Here is a 24,786-nt window from a genome sequence, read left to right on the forward strand (position 1 = left end):
CGGTGACCGGACGAGCAAGGTCCTCAAGGCCCGGCCCGACGGCGGATGGCGCCTCTGGGTGGTTCGCTCGCCCCGGCGTCGGGTACGGCTCAGTGCGCCCGGGATTGCGGCGGACCGAAACTCGTGGTGCTCTCGCGCACGACCAGTTCGAACGGCACGGTCTGGTGCACTGGTTCCGCGAGTCCACCGGCAGGGTTCAACTGCGTCTCGAGCATCCGTAGCGCCACCTCGGCGAGCGCGGCCCGGTCCGGGGCGATCGTGGTCAGCGACGGCGTCACCGCCCGTGCGTACGGGATGTCGTCGAACCCGACGACTGCGGCGTCGTCGGGTACCCGTAACCCGTGCAGGTGCAGCGCACGCATCGCACCGAGCGCCACCCAGTCGGTGACCGCGAAGACCCCGTCCGGCAGCGCAACATCGGACTCCAACAGTTCACGGACGACGCGTTCGCCCTCCTCACCGGAGTTCGCCCGGATCGGCAGCATCAGGTCCGGCTGGAGCTCCAGGCCGGCCGCCTCGAGGGCCTCGAGGTAGCCGCGCCGCCGCGGGTCGTCCGCGGCGGCGTCGGAGGCACCGACCATCGCGATCCGGCGACAGCCGCGCTCGATGAGGTGCTCGACGGCGGTGCGGGCAGCCGCGGTGTTGTCGATGGCCACGTGGTGTACCGCGTCACCGAAGGAACGCTCGCCGAGCAGCACCAGCGGCGTGGTGGCGGTGCGCTGGTCGAGGTCCGCACGCTCCAGCTGTTGAGCACTGACGATCAGCCCGTCGATGCGCTGCGGGAACTGGCCCTCGATGGCAGCGCGCTCGGCCATGCGATCCCAACCGGTCTCGTGGATGAGGACGAACCATCCCCTGGCCTCGGCCTGCTCGATGAGCTGACCGGCCAGACCGGCGAAGTACGGCATCTCCAGGCGTGGCACCACGAGAGCGATCACCCCCGAGCGGCCGCGCGCCAGGTTGCGCGCCGACAGGTTCGGTCGGTACCCGACCGTCTCGACGGCGGCAAGGACCCGTTCCTTGGTGCCTTCGGCGACGTGGGCGTAGCCGTTGATCACATTGGACACGGTCTTCATCGACACGCCGGCGATGCTGGCGACGTCGGCGAGACGAGGCTGCGGTGACCTCCGATCGCGTGCCACGGCGATCACGCTACCCCACGCGACGCGGTCAGCCTGAGGCCGAATCCTGAGGCGTCGGGGACGGCGACGGCTCCGTCGCGCAGCACGAACGCCTCACCCGTCACCCCGTCGGTGCTGCCCGGCACACCTTCGACGGTCGCGATGTTGCCCAAGCCGGCAGCCAACTGTGCGGCGTAGGCGGTCTTCAGCGGCTGGCCCCACGCGTGGGGCGAGGCCAGCACCCCGATCTCGGCGAGCGTCGGCATGAGGCGCCGCCACGCCGTCGGGCCGAAGGAACACACGTCCATGAGCAACACGTCGACCAACCCGCGGCGGGCGAGTTCGAGGACGTGCTGCTCGTCCGGCTCGAACTCGCCATCCGCGATCAGCACGTCCGAACCGGATTCGCGCAGGTGGTCGCGCACCATGCCGAGGCCGGACGATTCCTCGTGGAAGGGCTCCTCGATCCAGTAGAGGGCGCAGTCCTGGACCGCCCGCAGATAGTCGACCGTCTCGGCGGGGGTGTATCCGTTGTTGGCGTCGACGAGGATCCGTGCGGCCGGGTAGGCCTCGCGGACGGCCCGGGTCACCTCGATGTCGCGGGCGAACCCGGCATCGTGATCCATCCACCGGAAACCGCGACCGATCTTGAGCTTGAAGGCGCGAAAGCCCGCGGCCCAGTCGGACGCGCAGTTCTCCAACACCGCGGAGATCCCCCGCGGCGCATCCTCGGGGTCGAGATCGTCGAAGTAGATGGCACCGGAGTAGCAGGGAACGCTCCTCGTGCCCTGACCACCCAGCAACTCGTGCACGGGCACCTCGAAGATCCGGGCCACCAGGTCGTGCAGCGCGAAGTCGAGCGGTGCGGCCGTCTTCTCGAGCACGCCGACGTCCGGGTGGAACAACTCCGTCACCGAACGGCCCACCCATTGCTGAAGGTCGTGGATCCTGCCCTCCACCAGCCCCCATCCGCTGTGTCCGGAGCTCGTGCGCAGCGTCACGGCCGTGGTGGGGAAGCCGGACCCATGGCTGCCGAGCCGGGCGTTGCGACCCACGGTGCGCGGGTAGCGGACCCGGAGCGAGGTCGGTTCGACCGCGACCAGCCGCTCACCCACGAGCTGCGCGGGATCATGGCTACCCATGGCTCTCCCGGCTTCGCCCTTCCAGCGAGGTGATCGTCTGGACGCCGCCGCTGCGCATGCCGACGGCGTAGTGCCAGCCCTCCAGGGCACCCGGCTCGGTGAAATCGATCCGCCCCTGGGTGGTCGCGGTCCGCAGCCGTGACCAGCCGAGCCCCGCGTTGATCCAGATCGCGATCGAGTTCCCGTCCAGCACGAAGGCCCACCGGTCTCCGGGTTGCAGTCGGTAGGGGGTGCAGCACGCGTTCGTGAGCACCCCGTCGACCATGATGTCGACACCGAAGTTCCCCCCGATGCCGGTCCAGGCCATCACGTAGTTGTTCTCGTCCCTCAGGAGCCCGTTGAACTGGGCGTCCGGCGTGATGCCGTTGCTTGCGAAGGAGCCGTGCTCGACCACGACCGCCACCTGCGATCCCACCGGACCGGAGCGGTGGGCGACCATCCCGAAGTAGGGCGCGTCCGCCTGTGCCTGGAGGGCGCCTGCTCCGAACGTCACCTCCGGGACGAGAGTGCTCGCCGGCGGCTGTAGGACTGTGTACTCGTCGCTGCTGTCGGTCGTGAAGTCGTCGGCAACCCCGACCGTGCCGTAGGCGGCAGGGTCGAAGGCGACCGTCGAGACACTCGTCGCCTGGATGGCGCGACCGTCCCAGCCGGCGGTGGCGGTGAACTCCACCGTCTGGCCGGGAGCCGTCTCGGCGGCCGCCTCGACGGCGAACGCGACGTGCCGCGCCTCGCCCGGCTCCAGCGACGCGATCGGCGACGGGCTCTGGCTGCCGGTCGTCCAGCCCTCCGGCGTCGCGAGACCGACCTCGATGTCCTCGACCCGCTCGGCGGTGTCGTTGACGACCGAGACGATCACCGTCCCGGCCCCGGTCGCGGGTGAGATCTCGGCAGCGGCCTGATGGACGGACAGCCGGGTGTCGACCGCGTCGTAGCCGGGCCGCTCCTCAGGGACCGTGATAGTCCCGCCCACCAGCACCGGCGGGTGGCCATGACGGCCTGACCGTGCACCGAAGACCGCCAGGCCGCCACCATCGCTGGCGAGCCGAACCGTGACCGTGTCGCCGTCGCCGACCTGGGACGCGGTGACCGGCACCGCGATCCGGTAGCCGTAGCGGTTGCCGAAGTCACCGGTGGGGGTGCCCCGCGAGCGGCCGGCCACCGCGAGCGGCCCGTTCGGGTCGTCGGGCAGCAGGACCGATGGCAGCTCCTGCCCGCCGACCGAGACCGTGAGATTCGTCGGATACCGGCGCGCGCTGGTCACGTGGTTCCGGTCGTAGACGCCGGGGGTCTGCGCCGAGGCCACCTCCAGCACCAGCGTCGCCTCGTCCTCCGCCCCGGTGCGGATCTCCGCCGGCACGGGCACCTCGTACTCGAAGTAGCCACTGCCGTAGCCGGCCACCCAGTCCGAGTCACCGTGGGCGGCGGCCCCGCCGGTCCACTCCTGGCCGGCGACGTCGGTCGGGGAGAAGCCTGCCTCGCCGTCGCCCGACGGGGTGTCGAAGGTGAGGTACTGCTCGGCGACGGTCTCGCCGTCGACCTCGATCCAGAACCAGACATACCCGACCCGAAGGTCCTCCGGCGTCGTCACCGCGACCGTGCCGGTGTCTGTCACCGTGTACCGCTCGGGGGCGATCGCCCGGGACCCGCCGCCGGCGTCACCGACCCACCGGCCGTCGTCGTCATAGCCGCCGATCCGCCACCGCAGCTGCGCCCCGGACAGGTCCAGGTCGCTGAAGTGACTGATCCGGACCGGGACGTCGATCGTCTCCCCGCGCTCAAGGGTGTGCGAGGTGCGCGTCATCAGCACGACCGCGTCATCGGCCTGGAACATCTCGATCGTCCGGGCCCGGCCCTCGTGGTCGAGGAACTCAGCCGAGTTGGGCTGCCGGTCGTAGCGGAACGGGCTCTGCACCTCCTGTTCCGTCTCCGCGATCTGCACACCCACGTAGCCGGTCATCTCGGGGTAGCTCCGGAACAGGCTGACGCTGTGCTGGAACTGACCGCCCTTCACGGCGAACTCGGAGTTCAGCCACGGTTGTCCCTCCTGGACACCGTCGTTGAAGTTCCGGCTCGAGCCCGGTTCGAGCTGACCGACGAAGCCGTCCAGCAGGTTCTTCCAGGCGTCGTAGGTATCGAGGTAGAAGTGGAAGTCGTTGAGATCGGTGCTCCCCTCGAGATGCCCGTTCTGGCAGCACGGGGAGTTGTCGACCACCAGCCGTGACGGGTCGACTTCTCGGATCAGGTCCACCATCCGGCGCACGTAGCCGAAGGCCCCGGGCGGGATCGGGTCCTGGAACGGACGGTCGGTCAGCCCCCATGACTCATTGAACGCGGTCCAGATCACGATCGACGGGTGGTTGTGGTCCCGTTGCAGGGAGTTGGTCAGCAGTTCCTCGTACAACTGCTCGGCCTGTGGGTCGCCCTGCGAGCCCCAGCCCGCGTTGGGCATGTCGTACCAGATCAGCAGCCCGAGCTTGTCGGCCCAGTGGTAGTAGGCGGGCTCGTTCACCTTGAGGTGGTGGCGGACCAGGTTGAAGCCCAGGTCGCGGGCATTCTGCAGGTCCAGCACCATCGAGCCGCGGCCCGGGTCCTGCACGGTGCCGGTCCGCAGATCGGGCCCGGCCGTCACCCCGGTGTAGGTGTAGATGCCCCACGGGTTGTACCCCTGATCGAGCACGCCCCGGACATAGATGGGGCGGTTGTTCAAGTAGATGTACTGGTACTCCCCCTCGTGCCCGGCGGCCCAGTCCCGTTCGATGCTGCGCATGCCGAAGAAGATTCGCACGCCGTCGTCGTTGAGCAGCCGGAAGTCCGCGGTGTACAGGGCGGGATCGTCCGGGTCCCACAGGTGGGGGTCCTCGATCGGCACCCGGACACTGCCGCGCCCGTCGGTCAGTGGGACCCGTACCCGTCCGAGGACGGTGCGGCCCTCCGGATCCGTGATCGCCACGGTCACCGCCGGACGTCCGCGCACGCCTTCGGCGGTCACGTCGATCGTCACGAAGGCTTCCGACGGCGTCCGCGAGTCTCCCTCGAAGGTCAGTTCGGGCGTGACGTGCGTCTGCGTCAGGCGCGCCCCGCGATAGGGCTCGATCCATACCGACTGCCAGATGCCGCCGATGTCGCTGAACCAGCCCTCGCTCGCTCCGCCACCGCCGGGGGCTTCTCCGGTCTGCTTGCCCTGCGGATACGGGGTCTGCGCGTCGGTGGCGGGGGCCACCACCCGGATCGCCAGCGTGTGCGTCGACCCCGGCGCCAGCATCCCCAGGTCCGTGCTGATCTCGGTGTACCCATCGCCCGAATAGGGCAGCACCGGCGCGCCGTCGAGCCACACCGCCGCGCCGTAGTCGGCGGCACCGATGCGCAACCGCACCTGGGCGCCGTGGGGGAAGTCGGCCGGCACGGTGAAGGACCGCTGGTACCAGACCGTGCCGCGGTAGTCGGCGAAGGCGCTCTGGAACACCTCGGTGGTCGCGAGTTCCTCCTCGCCCCACGCCGCCAGCGACTGGTAGCCGAACGGCACCCTGATCGCCCGGTCCAGGCGATGGCCGGGGTCGTACCACCGCTCCGCCTCGCCGACGTCCTCAGGGTCGAACGCGAACGACCACGTCCCGTTCAGGGACAGCCAGGCGTCGTCGGTGAACGGCCGCCGGTCGGCGTCCGGACGGGGGTACTCGCCTCGGGCGGGTTCGCTGTCAGGCTCGAGCTCGAGGCGAACCGAGCTGCCGACAGCGGCCGACGCGAAGGCATAGCCCTCGCGGGCGGCGATCACCAACGCCGCCGCTCGGGGCACGTCGCGAAGCACGAACGTGCCGTCGGGGCCCGAGGTGGCGACGACCTCCGTGCGGGAGGCGTGCACGGACGCCCCTTCGATCGGCTCACCGCTGCCGGCCTCCACGACCTGGCCGCGCACGGTCACCGTGGGGCCAGAGGGTGGGCTTGCCTCGGGTGGCTCCTGCTCGCCGGGAGCGGCATTGGCCAGGGCCATCGGCAGCAACAGCGCGCACGCGGTGATCAGCGTGGCACCGACATGGAAGCGAGAACGTCCAGACTTGCCGAACATGGGTCTCCTTGGATCGCGCGGCCGGGGGCCGCTGGGGTTCGCGGGAGCGCCGCTCATTGCTTGACTGCTCCGGCGATGCTGTCCACGAACTTGCGTTGCAACGCGATGAACACCGCCATGACGGGGACCAGCGCGATGATCGCGGCGGCCGCCAGACCGGGCCAGTCGGTGCTGTTCTCGCCGACGAAGGCGGTCATGCCGACCGCGAGGGTCCGCATCTCCGGCTCGCTGAGGGTGAACACCAAGGGCAGCAGGTAGGTGTTCCAGGCGAACAGGAAACTCAGGATCACGACCGTGGCGGTGATCGGCCACGACAGCGGCAGCATGATCTGAGTGAAGATCCGCAGCGGCCCGGCGCCGTCGAGCCGCGCGGACTCCTCGAGTTCCTTGGGCAGGCCGCTGAAGTAGCCGGCGTAGAGCAGGGTCGCGGCGACCTGTCCGCCGGCGCCGAGGCCGAGGATCACGCCGAGGAAGGTGTTCAGCAGGCCGAGCTGGTCGGTCAGCTGGACCACCGGGATGATCGTGTAGCCCTCCGGCAGGAAGAACGTCACCACGAAGACGGCGATGAGGACCTTCTTGCCGATGAACTTGTACCGGCCGAGCACGTAGCCGGCCAGCGCACTGCGCACGACGATGAGCAGGACCGTGCCGCCGGTGATCAGCACCGTGTTGAGGAAGTACCGGTCGAATCCGACGACGTTCCACGCCCGCGCGTAGTTCTCCCAGATCGGCTCCTGCGGCAGCAGCCCGAGGCCCGATCCGAAGATCTCCGGCTGGGTCTTCAGCGATGCCGAAAGCAACCAGATGAACGGGTAGATCCACAGCACGCCGAGGAGCAACAATCCGAGGAAGATCAACGCGTTGCCGGGCCGGGTCAGGATCCTTCGCCACCGCGGCTGCGTGCGGTCCGACTCCACGGCGGCCGTCACTTCATGCCTCCGATCGACCGCCGGGCCCAGCCCACGCCGACCGCCTGCGCGACGGCCAGCCCCATCGTGATCAACCCGAACAGCACCGCCGCCGCCGAGGCATATCCCAACTGCGGCACGCTCGCACCGAACGCCGTCCGGAAGATGAAGATCTCGATGACCTCGGACGAGAACGCCGGCCCCCCTGCGGTCAGCGTGTACATCAGGTCGAACACGTTCAGCGCCCCGACCGTGTCGATCAGCGTGATGATCACCAGGAACGGCACCAGCAGCGGCAGCGTGACGTGCAGGAACTCCCGCCCCGGTCCAGCGCCGTCGAGCATCGCAGCCTCGTGGACCTCCTCCGGGATGGTCTGGAGGGCGGCGAGCCAGTAGATCATCGTGATCCCGAGCCACTTCCAGACCCACACGGCCGCCCCCGCGAACAGCGAGGTCCCGGTGTCGGCGACGAAGTTCACGGGCGAGTCCAACAGGCCGGACTGGACCAGGGCCAGGCTGATCGGCCCACCGGCGTCGAGGAGCAGCGTGAAGGAGACGCCGATGATCGCGCCGGTGGTCACGACGGGCAGGAAGTACAGGGTGCGCAGGAAGCCCTTGAACGGTGTCTTCTTGCGGTTGAGCAGGATCGCGAGGAACAGTGCGAGTCCGACCCGCAGGGGGACGGCGCACACCAGGAACACCAGGGAGTTGCGGAAGGAGTTCCAGAACAGGTCGTCGGCGAGCAGACGCTCGAAGTTCTCCAGCCCCACGAAGGTGCCCTGATCGGCGAAGCCGGGCCAGTCCAGGAGGGCGAACCACCACGAGGCCAGCAACGGGTAGACGGTATAGGCGCCGTACCCCAGGACGGTCGGCAGCAGGAACAGGTAGATCCACCAGTCCTTGCGCAGCCGTCGCAGCACACCGGCCCTCGGCTGCGCCGGCGGCGCCGGCGGGTGGGTGGTGCGCAGTTGTTCCAGTTCTGCCGTCATCGTCCTTCGTAGTCCTCGATCATGTAGTCGGACTCGGGCTCCCAGTTCGAGAACACCCACGCGTCCAGCCCGACCTCGATGCCCTCCTGCTGCACCGTCGCCAGGGCACGGTCACGCTCGGCGCTGGCCGCCTCCCGGAACGTGCGGAGCTGGGCGGCGACGTCGATGTCCTCGCCGCTGAGCGCGGACTGCACGATGATGCCGAGGTCCGGCTGAACCGCGCGCATCTCCGCGACCACGCGCCACGCCTCCGGGTGACCGATCTCCGGTGCCGGGGCGATCCGCACGTCCTCGGCGAACCGGCTGACGCAGTCCCGGTAGGCGGGGTGCACGTCGGCGGTCTCGACCGTCTCCAGCAGCGCCGGTGGTTGGTCCATCGCGCTGGCCAGCGCGGCCTGGAAGTCCTCGCCCGTCATCTGCAGGAGCAGGTCGGCCGCGACCGCCGGCTGGCCGGAGTCCGTAGAGACCCAGAACACGCCGCCCGCGGGCCCGGACCGCACCGAGTGACGCTCGGCACCCGGTCGCGGGATCGACCAGCAGCCGAGCCCGCGCTCGACGACCTCCGGCGACTCGGTGATCAGGTCGCCGATGAACCATGGGCCCCAGGGGAAGATCGCGCCTTCGCCGGCGGCCCACCGGGCGAGGGCGTCCCGCGGGATCATCGCCGCCGAGGCCGGGTGCACCAGCCCGTCCCGCTGGAGCGAGAGCAGGAACTCGACGGCGTCGATGAAGGGTTGCGAGTCGTAGACGTACTCACCGGTGCTCCAGTCGATGGCGCCCGGCGCACCCGCCGCCATCGCGAGCTGGGTCACGATCGCGGTGAGGTAGTTCGGGTTCTGGGCGGGCAGGAAGATGCCGGAGGCCTCGGTGTTGTCGGTGACCTGGCGTGCGACGGCGCGCAGGTCGTCCCAGGTGGTCGGCTCGTCCTCGGGGTCGACGCCCGCCTGCGTGAGCAGCTCGGTGTTGTACCAGGGGATGGTCTGGTGCTGGCGCGCGGAGAAGAGCGGGACGGAGTAGATCTCACCGTCGAACCGGTGGAGTCCGTCGAAGATCTGGTCCGCCACGGGGCTGGAGTCGAAGTCGGCGAATTCGCTGATCGGCTGGAACCAGTCCTCGCTGACCAGCGCGGCGGGCGCCGAGTCCAGACCGACGAGGGTGTGCACGTCGGGCAGCTGATTGCTGCGCCGTGCGACCTGCAGCGCCTGGCCGAGGTCCGCGGCGGCGAGCTGGCGCCGTTCGATCGTGATGCCGGGATGCGCCTCGGTGTAGGGAGTGAACAGGTCCTGCTCGAGCATCTCGGTCAGCGGGCGGAACTGGTCCCACCACCTGATCGTGCCCTCGGCGCCGGAACTGCCGCCGCTCTCCTCGGAACTCTGACCACCTCCGGTGCAGCTGGCCAGGACCGCGGTCATCAGCCCCGCACCGGAGACGCCGAGGAACCGGCGGCGGTCGAGGGACGGCATCCCGGCGGGGGTGCGCTCGAGGGGGATGTTGGTGCGCATGAGGACTCCTTCGTCTCGGTGAACACGGGGTCAGCCCGTGGACTTCATCCAGTTGTGCTCGGTCGTCTTGGGTACGTAGGTGCCGCGCGGAAGCTCGTCCTGGACGCGGAGCATCCATTGCGTCAGGCACCACAGCAGGTCGTGCCGAACGGCGGCATGGGACGGGTCGTCGATCAGGTTGGTGACCTCGCCGGCGTCGGTCGTCAGGTCGTAGAGCTCGCCGGTGCCGTCGCTGTGCACCACGAGCTTCCGACCGTCGCGGACCACCATCCGGGACCTGCCGCTCTGGGTGACGGAGTTCAGTGAGTCGAGCGAGCGGCCGTCGTAAGAGAAGTGCAACGGCGGGTGCTCGTCCGAGCGGTACGTCAGGCCGCCGAACCCGCGTTCGGCGTAGATCGAGTCGAACTCACCCCGCGGCCTGGGCGCCCCACGCAGGAGGGGCAGCAGACTGCGACCTTGGAGCCCGTCCGGGAAGGGCTGGCCCACCAGCGCGCACAGGGTTGGCAGCACATCGGCGATCGAGACCAGTTCTTCCCGCACCTGGCCGCCGGACACCCCGGCGCCGGAGAAGAACAGCGGTATTCGCACGAGGCACTCGGGCAACCCGGCGCCCTTGCGTTGAAGGCCGAATTCACCGGTGTAGTCGCCATGATCGCTGACGAAGACGACCAGGATCTCGCCGTCGAGCGTGGCTCGCGCGTGCTCCACGAACCGGCGCACCTGATCGTCGATCAGCCGCAGCATGCCGCAGTAGTTCGCGACGTAGCGCCGCCAGTCGGCGTCGTAGCCGGGTCGCTTGCGTTCGAGGAGCTCCTGCAGCCACAGCCAGTGGCCACCCTTGTCCCGAGCCGCCTGGGGGCCATGGGCACGCTCGGGCACCTCGCTCTCGGCGAAGAGGCTGAAGTACGGATCCGGCACCTGGTACGGGTTGTGCGGTTCCGGGAACGAGACCCAGAAGAACTGCGGCCCCGCGTGGTCCGCGGCCGCGTCCACGTCGGCGATCGCGTCGCTGACGATGCGATAGGGCAGCTGGCACTCCAGCGGGAAGGGGGTCGGCTCGGCTGCGACGCCGTGGTCCAGTTCCTCGAGCCACGCGTCGAACGCACCGTGTTCCGGTTCGCGTTGAGGCCCATCGACATGGAAGTACGGCCCCGCGTAGTGATCGAAGTCGTCCGGGCCGGCGTGCATGTGCGGCTTGCCCGCGAAGCTCAGCCGGTATCCCGCCGAACGAAGGATCTGCAGCAGGTCCCGGTCGTACCAGGCGTGCTGAGCGGTGCTGTTCTGCGTCACCCGATGAGCGGACGGCCACCGGCCGGTCAGCAGGCTCGCACGCGCGGGCGAGCACGACGGCGCCGTGGTGTAGGCGTTCGGAAAGGAGACTCCGTCCGCCGCGAGGGCATCGCAGAACGGCATCGTGTCCAGTGCGAACCCCGATCGTCGGGTGAAGCCGGACCGATGCTGATCGGTCATCACCAGCAGCACGTGCGGCTGTTGCGCGCTCATCGGGGCCGGCTCCCCTCGGTCGGGCTCACGCCCAACGCCAGTTGTGGGGACGGGTGTTCGGGTTGTACTGCCCGACGGGCAGATCGTCGGCGGCCCGGAGCAGCCAGCGCGTGAGGGTGCGGTAGAGGGCGTCGCGCACGTCGCGATGGGCGGGGTCGGAGCTGAGGTCCTCGAGTTCCGCGGGATCGGCGACGAGGTCGTAGAGCACGCCCTCACCGCTGTCGTCGACGATCAGCTTGAAGCGACCGGCGACGACCATCCGCATCTCGCCGCTCTGGGTGACGCTGTTCAGCTCGTCGAAGGTGGGACCGTCATAGGGGAAGTGCAGCGGCGGCAGGTCGTCCTCGCAGTAGGAGACGCCGCCGTACCCTGACTCGCCGAGGATGCTGCCGAACTCGGTCTCGGGCGCATCCGCACCGCGCAGCAGTGGGGCGAGCGAGCGGCCCTGGACCCCGGCCGGGATCGGTTCGTCGAGCCATTCTGCGATCGTCGGCAACAGGTCGACCATGGAGACCAGCTCACGACGGCGCTGCGGGGCGATACCCGGCCCGGCGATGGCCAGCGGGATTCGCATCAGGGCATCGGACATCCCGGCGCCCTTGCGCTGCAGACCGTAGTCCCCGAAGAAGTCGCCATGGTCGCTGACGAAGAGGAAGACGGTGTCCTGCGCACGGTCCCCGAGCCGATCCAGGAGTCGCCCGATCTGGTCATCGATCAGCCGCAGCATGCCCAGGTAGTTCGCTCGATACCGGCGCCACTGCTCGTCGAAGCCCGGCCGCTTCTCCTCGATCAGCCGGTGCAGCCAGCGGTAGCGCCAGCCCAGCTGCTCGATGGCCTCCGGCCCGGCGAGCCGGTCGGGCACGTCTGCCTCGTCGAACATGCTGAAATACGGCTCGGGCACCTGGTAGGGATTGTGCGGCTCCGGGAACGAGAGCCAGAGGAAGAACGGAGCGTCGCCGTCCTGGCCGACCGCGTCGATCGCGCCGTCGACGATCCGGTGCGGGAGCTGGCACTCGACCGGGAAGGGCGTCGGCTCCTCCGCGACCGCGTGGTCGAGCTCGCGCAACCACTCGTCGAAGGCGGCGTGCTCCGCCCCGGCCTGCGGACCGCCGTCGTGCAGGAACGGGCCGTGGAACGTGTCGAAGTCTTCCGGTCCGGGATGCATGTGGGGTTTGCCGGTGAAGTGCAGCGTGTATCCGGCGCCCCGGAGCAGGTCGAGCAGATCGGTGGCGTACTGGGCAAGGTGTCCGGTGCTGTTCTGCCGCACGTGGTGCGCGCTCGGAAACCTGCCCGTGAGCAGGCTGGTCCGGGCGGGCACGCAGACCGGGGAGCTGGTGTAGGCACGTTCGAACCGGACGCCGCCGGCCAGCAACCGGTCGAGCCGCGGCATCGTGTCCGGGCCCCCCTCGCCGGCGGTGAGCCCCGCGCGCTGCTGATCGGTCATCAACAGCACGATGTTCGGCCGTGTCCTCGCTGACATGAACGTCTCTGTTCCTTTCCGCCGGGCTCTGGGCCCGCCGTGCTCGCTCCGGTGACTGCTGCTGATCGAGCACACTACAGCGCTGTAAATTCTGATGTCCAGAGATTCGAGGAAGGAGTTTCTAGCGCTTACCTAGACGGCGATCGTTGCTGTGGGCACCGATCGGCGATAGGCCGAGGTTGGGCTGTTGCCGGGAGGGGCGTGCACATTGCCCTCGGGACGGGCCGATGAGGAAGTCCCCCGGAAGACAACCGTGCTGCTCGTGGACGATCGCCCGTCAGATTCGCGCGTCGGCCACAACGTCGCGCAGGAGCAGCCGCAGGTTGGCCTGGTCTGCTGGCCTGGGCAGCGCGCGTCGGACCGCGATCGCATTGGTCCTTCCGAAGTGTTCGTGCAGGAGCGCACCAGCGTGCTTCCCGTCGCCGGTGCTGGGCCAGTCGGCGGCGGTGATGCCGGCGGCGTCAGCGGCCACCAGGAGCCGCCAGATGTCGATGGCGTCGCTCGTCTGCAGGCGGCCTTTGAAGGCGAACGCCTTGAGGGTCAGCGCGCCGATCAGGTGCGGCAGATCCAGGGTCATGGTGACCGAGGAACCGTCCTGTAGTTGGGCGTTGATGCTGACTTGCACCGGGTCGAGGCGCAGTGCCGTGGTCAGGCCCGGGATGAGGTCTACGGACAGCTCACCGACCGGCTGGTTGGATTCCAGGTGCACCGTGGGCGATGGTGCGAGGACGTCGATAGTGCGGTTACGGTCACCGTCGGACCGGACGAACCGGTTGCCGCCTTCGCGCTTGTAGCCGAGGCCCAGGAGGGCCGCCGGCAGCCGATCATCACCACACACCTCCTTGGGCACACCCATGTCAGCGTCGGCGGTCTCGCGCGCGTCGACCTGGTCCTGGACGCCGTAACGGTGGGTGAGGAGCGTGACGGCGATCCCGCCGACGAGCCGGTACTTGACCTCGAGCGTGGAGGCGATGGTTGCGATGTCGGCGGCGGCGAGCCAGGCTGCGTCAGTTGCAGCGGACGGCGACCGTACCGGGATGACGCTCAAGCCGAACGCCCCCTGAGGAGGTGCGCCTTGAGCGCGTCTGCTGCCTGGTCGTCTCCATCTCGGATCAAGTCGAGCCAGACACGTGCCGGCGGCAAGATCGGCGGCTGTTGCTCGTCGTCGATTGTGCGCAGTAGATGCGGGTCCTCGGGAACGGCCAGGATGAGGTTGGCGTCCTGGGCTCGCACGGGGGTGGCGTTGGCTTCGGACATGTCGGTCAGCTTCTCGGCCCAGATCAGGGCTCGCTGGGGCCGCGCCCAGGGTGCGAGCTTGTCAGCGGCGACCTGCCCGGAGACGGCGTGCCGGATCCCACGCTGGGCGAGGAGCGCGCTGGCGCTGCGGGCCGTGTCGCTCGGGCTCTCGCGTGTCAACCAGGTGGTCGTCGCGCGCGAGCTGCGCGGGTAGGTGGCGGCCAGCCAACTGAGCAGCGTCTCCACCCGCGCAGGGCTATGCCTGTTGTGCAGTCGGGCCAGCTGATCCTTCTCGACGTTGCGTTCGCCATGTGCGGCGTCCTTGGGGAAGGTCGTGAGGACGTTGGTGAGCTTCGTCGCACTGATGTTGTGCATAGCCTTGCTGACACCGCCTTGGGAGATCCCGAGCTTGTGCGCGATCTGGGTCTGCGTGCGCGGTCCAGACTCGCTGCACTCGAATGCGACGGCATACGTCGACCACGGCACCGGGCCCGGTCGCCGGGTCGGCTGCGCGTCGGGCTCCAGGGCGCTCTCAAGAGCCAGGATGCGGCCGCCGTCTCCGATGAGGTAACCCGAGCGGGCCGGAGTCCGACCGTCGGGCGGCCTGATCACGACGGACACACCACGCCTGCGCGCCCCGTCGATGAACGCCTTCGAGGCAGACGGGACGACGAGAAGGAGTCTCGTCGGCGGCCTGGGCGAACTGCGTTCGAGGACCTTCGTCAGTGCGCTGGGGGTGAGCCGAGTGGGGAACACCTTGACCTTGTACTCGGTCGCAGCCGGCCAGCCCGGTACGAGGAGCGCGATGTCGGCGTCCGGGGATGATGGGTCGGACAGTTCGATTCCGTGCTCGAGCGCGAGTCGGGTGAACGTCTCGTCATCGATCAGCATGGTGGCCTCCTCATTCCACCACCCAATATTACAGTTTTCACCACTGAGTGACAATAGGAATAGTCGTGTGCGCTGGCCGATAGCGTGGCGGCGCGACTCAGCCGATCAGCAACTCCGGCAGCCGCGCCCGCGCGTGCTCCCGGGCCGGCACCACCGCCGACTCCGGCGCCCCGAACCACGGCCACCGCACCCGGGTGCCGACGTCGGCCCAGCCACCGACGGCGGCCAGGAACTTGTCGAGCGCCGGGTCACCAAAGCCGCACTCGGCCAGCGGCGCAACGTGCGCCGCGAAGAACTCAGCGATGCGACGCTCGACGTCCGCTGCGCCGTCGGGGTCTGTCTGGATCTGCCGCCACCAGGCGGCCGCGCCCGCCGGCGAGAGCGCGGCGATGTTGGAGTAGCTGCCGTGGGCGCCGCGGGCCACCCCGGAGGCGAGCCGGTGCCCGGGCACGAACAGCGCGCACCGGTCTGCCAGAGCCCGCATCCGGGCGAACCAGTCGTCGTCGCGGTCGAGCGTCTTGATGCCGATGACGGCGGGCACCTCGGTCACGATCCGCGCGAGCAGGTCCGGGCTCGCCTGGGTCTTGGCGTGCGGTGGGCTGTAGAGCACGAGCGGGACGGGCGCGGCCACCTGCGCGACCCGGTCGAGGAAGCGCAGCACCTCGGCCTCGCTGAGCGGGATCCAGTCGGGCAGGATCACCTGGATCGCGGCCGGCTCGAGGTCGCGGGCGCGGCGCACCCGCGCCAGGGACGCGTGCGCCAGCGGGTGGCTGGCACCGATCTGGAACGGCATGCCGACGGCGGAGCACGCCGTGGCGAGGACGGCGTTGACCTGGTCGTACTCCGCCTCGGTCAACGTGTGGAACTCCCCGGCGGTGCCGTGCGCGTACACGCCGTGCAGGTCGCTGCGCGCGAGGTGGTCCACCTCGGCGCGGAGCCGGCCGGGGTCGATCCCGTCGCCGGGGTCCAGGGGCAGCAGCACGGTGCCCCACACCCCACGGAGCTCGCTCGCGCTCATCGCGGTGGCCATCAGTCCTTGATCCCACCCTCGGAGATCCCGGCCACCACGTACTTCTGCAGCAACACGAAGATGACGATGATCGGGATCGCGATGATCGTCGAGACGGCCATCAGGTTGGTCCACTGGGTGCCGAACTGCGCCACGAACCGGTTCAGCACCACGGTGATCGGCTGGATCGCGTCGCTGGTGGCCAGGGTCAGGCCGAACACGAACTCGCCCCAGGTCATCACGAACGTGAGGGTGGCGACCATGACCAGGCCGGGCTGGACCAGGGGTAGGCCGATCTTCCAGAACGCCCGGAAGCCGGTGCACCCGTCGAGCAGTCCGGCGTCCATCAGGTCCTGCGGGATCGCGAGCATGTACGGGCGCAGCATCACCACCGCGAACGGCAGCGCCAGGGAGGTGTTCGCGATGATCAGTCCGGCGTAGGTGTCCACGAGGCCGTAGTCGCTGAAGATCGCGAACATGGGCAGCGCGAGGCTGATCGTCGGCAGCATCTGCGCGGCGAGCATGAGCAGCATCACCACACCGTTGACGCGCAGGCTGAACCGGGCCAGCCCGTACGCGGCCGGGACCGCGAGCGCGAGGGTGAGCAGCAGCGTCGGGATGGTGATGATCGTGGAGGACCAGATGCCCTGCAGCACCGCGGAGTCGCCGAACACGGCGTCCCGATACGCGGCCAGGGTCGGTGGGGACGGCACCAGATCCGGCGGTGAGTTGAAGACGTCGCCGGTCTCCTTCAGGGACGTGGCCACCATCCAGTAGACCGGGATCAGGTAGACCACGGCGACGATCAGCCCGGTCACGGACAGGCCGACGGTGCGGGTCCTCACAGCACGTCCTCCTTCCGGGTCGCGCGGAAGTAGAACAGGGCGAGCACGGTCGGGATGACCAGCATCAACGTGTTGATGGTCGCGCCGCTGCCGAGCTCGAAGTTCACGAACGCCTCGTTGTAGGCGAGGATCGGCAGCACCGTGGTGGCATCGCCGGGACCGCCCTTGGTCATGATGAAGATCGTGTCGAAGGTGCGGAACGTGTAGATGAACCCGAGCAGCGCGACCACCAGGGACACCGGGCGCAGCAGCGGCAGCGTGATCGCCCGGAACCGGGTGCCCGGGCCGGCGCCGTCCAGGCTCGCCGCCTCGTACAGGCCCTTCGGGATGTTCTGCAGCCCTGCGAGCAGGAGCAGCATCGCGAACGGCGCCATCGTCCATGCGGTCGCGAGCACCACCGCGACCAGGGCGGAGTTGCCCCGGCCGAGCCAAAACACCGGGGCGTCGATGATCCCGACGGACATCAGGGCGTGGTTGACCAGCCCGTAGGAGCCGTCGAGGATCCACCGCCACACGTTCGCGGCCACCACCGACGGCAGGATGTAGGGCAGGAAGATCGCCGCCCGGACTGCGTTCCGCCCCACGAACTTCCGGTTGAAGAAGACCGCGAGCGCGAGCCCGATCACGTACATCAGCGCGATCGTGGCGACCGTGTAGATCAGCGACACCCGCAGCCCGGTCCACAGTTCCGGGTTGCGCAGTTCCTCGGCGTAGTTCGCGAGCCCGACGAACTCGATGGTGCCGGCCAGGAACTTCTGGATCGGTGCGTCGTACAGGCTCAGGGAGATGTTGTAGTACAGCGGGTAGAGCGTGGTCGCGGCCACGAAGACGACGGCGGGGGCTATGTAGGCGTATCGGCTCCAGTGCCGTCGAGGTCGACGGCGGGTGGTCGCCCCGGCGGGCGCGCTCGCCGCGCGAACGGTGGTGCTCATCGATCAGGCCAGCGCCTCGTCCGCCGTGGCCTGCGCGGCCGCGAGCGCGTCGGCGGGCGTGCCGGACCCGGACAGGCTGACCTGGAGGGCGTTCTGGATCCCGGTGAAGATCTCCGCGGAGACCGGGGCGACCTCCTCGTCCGGGGCCCAGGCGACGTCCAGCTGGGAGATGAAGACCTGCCGGGTCTCGTCCGCCCAGATCTCGGCCTCGGCGGTGTCGGAGCGGACCGGGAGCTTGTTGCGCTCGGGCAGGTAGGAGTTCATCACGTCCGGCTGCTGCATCCAGGTGATCAGCTCCCACGCGGCGTCGGCGTTCGCGGAGTCCTTCGTGATGGTGAGGTTCTCCGCGGACAGGAACGAGAACTGATCGACGTCCGAGGGCATCGGCACCACAGTGAAGTCGAGGTCGCCGGACTCGGCGAGCGAGGACAGGTAGGACGCACTGTTGATCATCATCGCGGCCGTGCCGTTCTGGAACTGGAGGGTCACGTCGTCCTCGTTCCAGGTCAGCACCCCTTCGGAGATCGCGCCGGCATCCTTCAGGCGCAGGAACGAGTCCATCGCGGCGAGCCCGGCATCGGAGTCGAGTTCGCGGATGTCGCCGCCGGCGGCGAGGAACCGCAGGATCCAGGCCGTCGAACCCTCGACACCCTCAATGCCGCAGAACACGAGCCCGAAGTTCTGGCCCTCGGTCACGGCGGCGGCCACGGCCTCGACCTCGGTCCAGGTGGTGGGTGCCTGCTGGCCGGCCGCCGCGAGGGTGGCGTTGTTGACCCAGAGGGAGTAGGTGTCGGCGACGTGCGGGACGGCGTAGGTGGCGCCGCCGAAGACGGTGGTGGCCATCGGCCCGGAGAAGTACTGGTCGCTCTCGCCCCACTCCTCCACCCGATCACTGAGGTCGACGATCATTCCGGAGTCGGCGAACAGGGCGGTGTCGAAGGCGTTCACGAGCGCGATGTCCGGCAGGTCGCCGGACGTAGCGGACTGGAGCAGGGTCCGGTTGAAGTCCCCGAACGGGATCAGCCGCGGGGTGACCTCGACACCGGTCTCCTCGGTGTACTTGGCGAGCAGCGCCTCGATCGGTGCGGTGGCGCCGCCACCGTAGTAGTGCCAGAAGGTCAGGGCGCTGCCGTCCCCGGTCTGTTCGGCTTCTTCGCCGGCGTTGCCGCCGCCCGGGGTGCAGGCGGCGATCGCGCCGAGGCCGGCCGCGCCGAGGCCGCCGATCAGCAGGCGCCGGCGGGTGAGGTTGAGGTGATCGACGATGTTCACAACAGCTCCTTTGCATGGTGGCGGCAGCGAACTGCGCCGGTGAGTCAGTTTCCGGATGGGGTGAAGAGCTCGGGGTGCGCGGCGAACAGGGTGCGCACGCGCGCCACACCGTTCGCGTCGAGGTCGTGCAGGGGGTGGCGCGAGGGGCCCATGGCGAACCCTTGGAGGCGCAGCAGCTCGCGCAGCGTGGGCAGCACCCCGGTGGCGACGAGGTCGCGGACGTAGTTCGAGACGGTGATCTGGGTGGCCCGGGCGGAGTCGTAGTCGCCGCGGCGGAACTGCTCGAGCAGGCGGACGAACAGTTCCGGGGCGGCGTTGAACGTGGACCCGATCGCGCCGCAGGCGCCGGAGACGAAGCCGGCGAGGGCCACCTCGTCGTGCCCGTTCCAGACGGCCAGCCGGCCGTCGCCGATCCGGGCGAGCTGCTGCAGCCCGAACATGTCCAGGGAGGTGAACTTCACCCCGGTCACGTTCGGCTCCTCGGCGAGCGCGGCGAAGAACTCCACGCTGAGGTTCACCCCGGTGCGGCCGGGGAAGTTGTAGGCGACGAACGGCACGTCGCAGCCGCGGGCGACGGTGCGGAAGTAGTCCAGCTGCTCGGCCGGGGTGAGCGGGACGCTCGGCAGGATCGCCGAAACGGCGTCGACCCCGGCGGCCGCGGCCCGGTTCGCCAGGTCCAGCGTGAGCCGGGTCGCGTTCGTCCCGACGTGGGCGATCACCGGCACCTGCCCACCGGTCTCGGCGACGACAACCTCGATGCAGGCGAGCCGCTCCTGCGGGGACTGCATCACGCCGTCGCCGGTGCTGCCGCCGACGTAGAAGCCGGCCACGCCGCGCTCGAGCAGCGCCGCGGTGAGGCGACCCAGTTCGGGAAGGTTCGGTGCGCCGTCGTCCAGGTAGGGCGTAAGCAGTGCTGGCACGATGCCGTGCGCGCGCTCGAGTGGGTGAGTCATGAGTGGTGCGATCCCCTCCTGGGATTTCTGTCCGGCCTCGACGCGGCCGGCGGGTGGTGATGCGGAGCGTCAGTCGGTGGGCCGCATGAGCCGGTCGAGCCGGTAGTCGATGTCGACGAAGTGCTGGTCGAGCGCGGAGACGGCGTCGTCGCCCTGGCGCAGGGCGTCCACGATGGCGCGGTGCCGGTCCGCGAGGTCGTGGTACTGCAGCGGCGGGAGTTCGGCCTGCATGCGGGACATGAGCGTCCAGAACATGTCCAGGACGTCGAGGATGAGGTCATTGCCGATGGCCTCGTACATGGTGCGGTGGAACAGTCGGTCCTGCTCCGGGAAGGCCAGGCCCTGCTCCTCGAGCTCGACCATCTCGTCCACGATCGCGTCCAGGCGGGCCAGGGTCTCCTCGGAGATCCGCGCGGCCACCTTCGGGATCAGGCCACGCTCAAGCGCCGCCCGCAGCTCCAGCAGCTCGTTGAGTTTCGCGCCGTTCGCGATCATCCGGTACGGCAGCAGCCGGATCACCGGGGAGAGGGAGAAGTCCTGCAGGAACAGGCCCTTGCCGGCCTTCGCGTAGAGCACCCCCATCGACTGCAGACTGCGGGTGGCCTCCCGCAGGGACCCGCGGCTGACGTCCAGCTGGACGGCGAGTTCCCCCTCGGAGGGCATCGGGTCATCAGGGCCAAGGCCCTGCTCGGTGATGTACTCCAGGAGCTGGGCCTGCACGGTTTCGAACAGCATCGGCTTCGACACGTTCCGCAACCTATCAGATATCTGACAGGTTGCGACAGCGGTACTTTCGACCCATGACCGCCAGCGCCAGCAACCCGCCCCTGCCCCGCACCCTCGAGGGACGCCGGGTCATCGTCACCGGCGGTGGCGTCGGCATCGGGCTCGGCATCGTCCGGCGCTTCGCCGCCGCGGGCGCCCGCGTCGCGCTCACCACGCACTCCCGGTCCGCCGACGACGTCGTCGCGCAGCTCGCCGACGAGGGCCTCGACGTGCTCGGCCTGCGGTTCGACGCCACCGACAGCGAGCAGGTCACCGCCGCCGTCGACGTCCTCGCCGACCGCCTCGGCGGCCTAGATGTGGTCCTGAACAACTCCGGCGGGCTGCTCGCCCGCCACACGATCGCCGAGACCTCCGACGTCCACTGGGACGCCGTGTGGCGAGTGAACGTCTCCTCCGCCTTCTACGTCAGCCGCGCCGCCCTGCGCCACCTCGGCGAGGGCGGGCGCATCATCAACATCTCCTCCCTGGCCGGCTCCACCGGCGGCGGCAACGGCTCTGCCCCGTACGCCACCGCGAAGGCCGCCGTCGACGGCTTCACCCGCGCGCTGGCCAAGGAGGTCGGACCGCAGGGCATCACCGTCAACGCGATCGCCCCCGGACTGATCCTGGACACCCCGTTCCACGAGACGTTCACGGCACCAGCGGACCAGGAGAAGACGATCGCGTCGATCCCGGTGGGGCGGCCCGGGTATCCGGAAGACGTTGCCGCGGCGGCTGAGTACTTCGCGCGGGATGACTCGGCGTTCGTCACTGGGACCGTGCTGGACCTCAACGGTGGGGTGCACTTTTCATAGTCGGCGGGCAATCAAGGGCCTCGACGAGCCACCCGCGCTTCCGATTGCTGTGAGACTGACCGAGTGACGTCATCGCCCTTGCCCGACGATGGTGCGCTCGTTGAGGGAGCCTACGAGGAACTCATCACTGAGCGGCTTGCCGCCACGCTACGCAACCTTCCCGCCGATGATTGGGCTAGCGGTTCCGTACCTGACGGGGACCAACCCCACGTGCTCGCCGCCCACGTCGCGGAGGCAGTCCATCGCCGGTTGCGGGGAGTCAAAGACTCCGCCGAGCGCCTCGCATTGGTGAACCAGCTGCTCGATACCATTGATGACGGCGAGACGGTCCCGTCGGCTGAACGTCTGCTCGCTGTCGAGCGGCGACTCCCGACGCAACTCACGACGACCTCTCGTTTCGCTACCCGACCGCAGGCGCCCCTTTCGGAGGCAGCGCTCCTCACGAACGCGCATGGTGAACCATCGCTCCAGTCGGAGATCCTCGCGGAGATGCCAAGTGCAGATGAGGTCGATCTGCTGTGCGCCTTCGTGAAGTGGACCGGTGTCCGAACCTTGCGACCCGGACTCGCCTCCCTCCGAGATCGCGGTGTCCCGCTACGAATTGCCACGACGACGTACATGGGCGCCACGGAACGTGTGGCACTGGATCGCCTGGTCAGGGAAGTCGGCGCGCAGGTCAAGATCCAGTACGACGTCCAGCGGACACGACTGCACGCGAAGGCGTGGATGTTCCGCCGCCGTTCAGGCTTCTCGACGGCGTACGTTGGATCGTCGAACCTGTCTCACTCGGCTCTCCTCGACGGCGTCGAGTGGAATGTACGGCTCTCGCAGCGAGCCAACCGGGCGCTGCTAGCGAAGTTCGAGGCGACGTTCGACACCTACTGGGCGGACCCTACGTTCGAGGACTACCAGCCCGACGACGTCGAAGATCGCGACCGACTTGACGACGCGCTCGCTGAAGCCAGTGGCCGCTCGCAGCACACCCGAGTCACGTTTTCCATCTCTGGACTCGAGGTGCGGGCCTACCCATACCAGCAGCGGATGCTCGACGAGATCGAGGCCGCACGCAAGGTGTACGGGCGGCACCGCAACCTGGTCGTGGCGGCCACAGGCACGGGCAAGACTGTCGTCGCAGCTTTGGATTACCGCCGACTTTCGGAGGAGGCGGGTCCAGGAGAGCACCCCCGGCTGCTCTTCGTTGCCCACCGCCGGGAAATCCTCCAACAATCACTGCGCACGTTCCGCGAAGTGCTGACGGACCCTGAGTTCGGCGAGCTCTACGTCGATGGCAAACGCCCCGAGCGCTGGAAGCACGTGTTCGCCAGCATCCAGTCGCTGACCGCCTATGGCGTCGAGAACATTCCACCAGCGAGCTTCCGCGTCCTCATCGTGGACGAGTTCCACCACGCCGCCGCCAGCACGTACCAGAAGCTGCTTCGACACCTAACCCCAGACGAGACACTGGGACTGACCGCAACGCCCGAACGGGCCGACGGCGTGCACGTTGCGCGATTGTTCGGCGGGGCTCCAACTACGGAACTGCGCCTCTGGGATGCAATCGCCTCAGATCTGCTCGCGCCATTCCACTACTTCGCCATCAACGACGAGACAGATCTGTCTCGGATCGCCTGGGCACGCGGCGCCTACGATGCCAGGTCGCTCAGCAACCTCTACACAGGCAACGACGCCCGGTCGCGGATCATCCTTAGCCAGTTGCGAGACAAGGTGGCTGACCTCGACGCGATGAAGGCACTCGGATTCTGCGTCGATGTTGGACATGCTCACGCGATGGCTGAAGCCTTCAACCAGGCTGGGATTCCGTCGCGCGCAGTCACCGGAGAGACTGCCCACGCGCACCGAGACGAGGCCCTGACGGACCTCCGCAGCGGCGCCACCAAAGTGATCTTTGCCGTAGACGTCTACAACGAGGGGGTCGACATACCGGACGTCAACACCGTGCTGTTCCTGCGCCCTACGGAGAGCGCGACCATATTCGTTCAGCAGCTCGGACGAGGCCTGCGGCGCACCCGAACCAAGAGCGTCCTGACCGCGCTCGACTTCGTCGGGATCCAGCGCAAGGAGTTCCGGTGGGACCTCAAACTGGGAGCAATCACCGGACAGTCTCGCCGAGGGCTGATTGAGGGCATCGAGAAGGGCTTCACGACCCTGCCGAGCGGATGCCAGATTGTCCTGGAGCGCGAGTCGCAGCAACGAATCCTCGCAAACGTCAGAGACCAGGTCTCCCGCCGATGGTCTCGGCTCGTGAGTGAACTCCGGACACTGAGTGCGCAACGCGACCACGTATCCCTCGGCACATATCTACACGAGACGGGCAATGACCTTGGTGCGGTCATCGAGCGACCCGAGCGCTCCTGGACACGACTCCGACGTGAGGCGGGACTAGAGGTCCCGGTGGGTGGGCCACTTGAGGACGTGTTGCTTCGCCGAGTCCGAGCGCTGGCCCACGTCGACGACTCCGAACGGACCGCCGCATACCTCGCCGTCCTGTCCGGCGCAGACTATGAATCACTTTCCCCAACGGAACGAGCGTTCGCCCGCATGCTGTTCTTCTCGCTCTACCCCGATGGCGGTGGGTTCGAGTCGTATGCCGATGGACTCACGGCGGCATCGCATGAGGCCGCAGCGAACCAAGAACTGATGACGGTGGTCGACCTCGCTCGTGCCACGCAGCTCCGACTGACAGTCGCATCCACGGGGTCCACGGCCGGCCTCCCGCTACGCCTGCACGCGCGCTACCAACGAGAGGAAGCGCTCGCCGCCCTGGGTTGGGCGAACCTGTCGCGCACCCCGAAGTCGTTCCAAGCTGGCGTCCTCCACGAATCCGAACAGAACCTCGACGCCCTCTTCGTGACCGTCGAGAAGTCCGAAGCTGCCTTCTCGCCGAGCACTATGTACCGCGACTACCCGATCTCTCGAACTCTCTTCCACTGGGAGTCGCAATCAACCACCTCCCTGCTGTCCCCCACGGGACAGCGCTACGTGGCCGGAAGCAGCACCGTCCTGCTCTTCGTGCGCGTCAGAGGTCATGGGCCCGTCGGCACAGAGCCATACACCTACCTCGGCCCGGTCGAGCTGGTCGCCCATCAGGGCGAACGGCCCATCGCGATCACCTGGCGGCTCAACACACCGATGCCCCTCGAACTCTTTTCGTCAACGACCGCCGCTGCACCGTGACGCCACCCCTATCGTTGTGCGCCCTCGAAGCTTCCCGGAACCGCTACACCGTTGGCAATTTCCGACAAGCTACCGGGGCACCGTTGGCTCGCGGGTAGCCAGCCACCCACTCCTCCGCCGATGTCCCGCCCTGGCCACACGGCGAGGTCTCCCGCTTTGAGGACGACG

The 24,786-nt window shown here is 68.7% G+C and carries 18 protein-coding genes; 2 read left to right on the forward strand and 16 right to left on the reverse strand.

Annotation, left to right across the window (positions count from 1 at the left end; translation table 11 throughout):
- Positions 1 to 89 precede the first annotated feature (89 nt).
- From KCQ71_RS17210 to KCQ71_RS17285, 16 genes are all read right to left on the reverse strand, one after another.
- Positions 90 to 1,151: a LacI family DNA-binding transcriptional regulator gene (locus tag KCQ71_RS17210; RefSeq protein ID WP_308116655.1), complete on the reverse strand. Its 1,062-nt coding sequence runs from the start codon at positions 1,149 to 1,151 to the stop codon at positions 90 to 92.
- Positions 1,148 to 2,263: an enolase C-terminal domain-like protein gene (locus KCQ71_RS17215; RefSeq protein WP_223408147.1), complete on the reverse strand. Its 1,116-nt coding sequence runs from the start codon at positions 2,261 to 2,263 to the stop codon at positions 1,148 to 1,150. The genes KCQ71_RS17210 and KCQ71_RS17215 overlap by 4 nt, the downstream gene beginning before the upstream one ends.
- Positions 2,256 to 6,326: a glycoside hydrolase family 2 TIM barrel-domain containing protein gene (locus KCQ71_RS17220; RefSeq protein ID WP_223408149.1), complete on the reverse strand. Its 4,071-nt coding sequence runs from the start codon at positions 6,324 to 6,326 to the stop codon at positions 2,256 to 2,258. The genes KCQ71_RS17215 and KCQ71_RS17220 overlap by 8 nt, the downstream gene beginning before the upstream one ends.
- Positions 6,327 to 6,379: 53 nt before the next feature.
- Entirely contained in the window at positions 6,380 to 7,255 is an 876-nt protein-coding gene (locus KCQ71_RS17225) for a carbohydrate ABC transporter permease (RefSeq protein WP_223408151.1), read from the reverse strand.
- Positions 7,252 to 8,223 (reverse strand): carbohydrate ABC transporter permease, encoded by a 972-nt coding sequence (locus KCQ71_RS17230; RefSeq protein ID WP_223408153.1) that lies wholly within the window; start codon positions 8,221 to 8,223, stop codon positions 7,252 to 7,254. Before KCQ71_RS17230 ends, KCQ71_RS17225 begins: the two co-directional genes overlap by 4 nt.
- Entirely contained in the window at positions 8,220 to 9,725 is a 1,506-nt protein-coding gene (locus KCQ71_RS17235; protein WP_223408155.1) for an ABC transporter substrate-binding protein, read from the reverse strand. The genes KCQ71_RS17230 and KCQ71_RS17235 overlap by 4 nt, the downstream gene beginning before the upstream one ends.
- 30 nt (positions 9,726 to 9,755) lie before the next feature.
- On the reverse strand, positions 9,756 to 11,228 hold the full coding sequence (locus tag KCQ71_RS17240) for a sulfatase-like hydrolase/transferase (RefSeq protein ID WP_223408157.1): 1,473 nt from the start codon (positions 11,226 to 11,228) through the stop codon (positions 9,756 to 9,758).
- A gap of 25 nt (positions 11,229 to 11,253) precedes the next feature.
- The gene (locus KCQ71_RS17245; RefSeq protein WP_223408159.1) at positions 11,254 to 12,708 is read right to left on the reverse strand and encodes a sulfatase-like hydrolase/transferase; all 1,455 of its coding nucleotides are present in this window, start codon (positions 12,706 to 12,708) and stop codon (positions 11,254 to 11,256) included.
- A gap of 277 nt (positions 12,709 to 12,985) precedes the next feature.
- Positions 12,986 to 13,756, reverse strand: coding sequence for a hypothetical protein (locus KCQ71_RS17250; protein ID WP_223408161.1), 771 nt, complete (start codon positions 13,754 to 13,756; stop codon positions 12,986 to 12,988).
- The gene (locus KCQ71_RS17255) at positions 13,753 to 14,835 is read right to left on the reverse strand and encodes a type IV toxin-antitoxin system AbiEi family antitoxin (protein WP_223408163.1); all 1,083 of its coding nucleotides are present in this window, start codon (positions 14,833 to 14,835) and stop codon (positions 13,753 to 13,755) included. Before KCQ71_RS17255 ends, KCQ71_RS17250 begins: the two co-directional genes overlap by 4 nt.
- Positions 14,836 to 14,932: 97 nt before the next feature.
- Complete coding sequence (locus tag KCQ71_RS17260; RefSeq protein ID WP_223408165.1) at positions 14,933 to 15,865, reverse strand: dihydrodipicolinate synthase family protein; 933 nt, start codon at positions 15,863 to 15,865, stop codon at positions 14,933 to 14,935.
- Positions 15,865 to 16,689 (reverse strand): carbohydrate ABC transporter permease, encoded by an 825-nt coding sequence (locus KCQ71_RS27030; protein ID WP_223408167.1) that lies wholly within the window; start codon positions 16,687 to 16,689, stop codon positions 15,865 to 15,867. The genes KCQ71_RS17260 and KCQ71_RS27030 overlap by 1 nt, the downstream gene beginning before the upstream one ends.
- Complete coding sequence (locus KCQ71_RS17270; RefSeq protein WP_223408168.1) at positions 16,686 to 17,621, reverse strand: carbohydrate ABC transporter permease; 936 nt, start codon at positions 17,619 to 17,621, stop codon at positions 16,686 to 16,688. Before KCQ71_RS17270 ends, KCQ71_RS27030 begins: the two co-directional genes overlap by 4 nt.
- A 3-nt stretch (positions 17,622 to 17,624) precedes the next feature.
- Positions 17,625 to 18,890: an ABC transporter substrate-binding protein gene (locus tag KCQ71_RS17275; protein WP_223408171.1), complete on the reverse strand. Its 1,266-nt coding sequence runs from the start codon at positions 18,888 to 18,890 to the stop codon at positions 17,625 to 17,627.
- Positions 18,891 to 18,934: 44 nt separating this feature from the next.
- Positions 18,935 to 19,843 carry a dihydrodipicolinate synthase family protein gene (locus tag KCQ71_RS17280; RefSeq protein WP_223408173.1) on the reverse strand — a complete coding sequence of 303 codons (909 nt, stop codon included), beginning with the start codon at positions 19,841 to 19,843 and terminating at the stop codon, positions 18,935 to 18,937.
- A gap of 69 nt (positions 19,844 to 19,912) precedes the next feature.
- The gene (locus KCQ71_RS17285; RefSeq protein ID WP_223408175.1) at positions 19,913 to 20,590 is read right to left on the reverse strand and encodes a FadR/GntR family transcriptional regulator; all 678 of its coding nucleotides are present in this window, start codon (positions 20,588 to 20,590) and stop codon (positions 19,913 to 19,915) included.
- A 53-nt stretch (positions 20,591 to 20,643) separates the two neighbouring features.
- Here KCQ71_RS17285 and KCQ71_RS17290 point away from each other — a divergent pair, with 53 nt between their 5' ends.
- Together KCQ71_RS17290 and KCQ71_RS17295 are read left to right on the forward strand one after the other, a co-directional pair.
- Entirely contained in the window at positions 20,644 to 21,423 is a 780-nt protein-coding gene (locus tag KCQ71_RS17290) for an SDR family NAD(P)-dependent oxidoreductase (protein WP_223408177.1), read from the forward strand.
- A gap of 63 nt (positions 21,424 to 21,486) precedes the next feature.
- Complete coding sequence (locus KCQ71_RS17295) at positions 21,487 to 24,618, forward strand: DEAD/DEAH box helicase (protein ID WP_308116656.1); 3,132 nt, start codon at positions 21,487 to 21,489, stop codon at positions 24,616 to 24,618.
- The last annotated feature ends 168 nt before the right edge of the window (positions 24,619 to 24,786 follow it).

Source organism: Occultella gossypii (genome assembly GCF_019947135.1).
Lineage (GTDB): Bacteria > Actinomycetota > Actinomycetes > Actinomycetales > Beutenbergiaceae > Occultella > Occultella gossypii.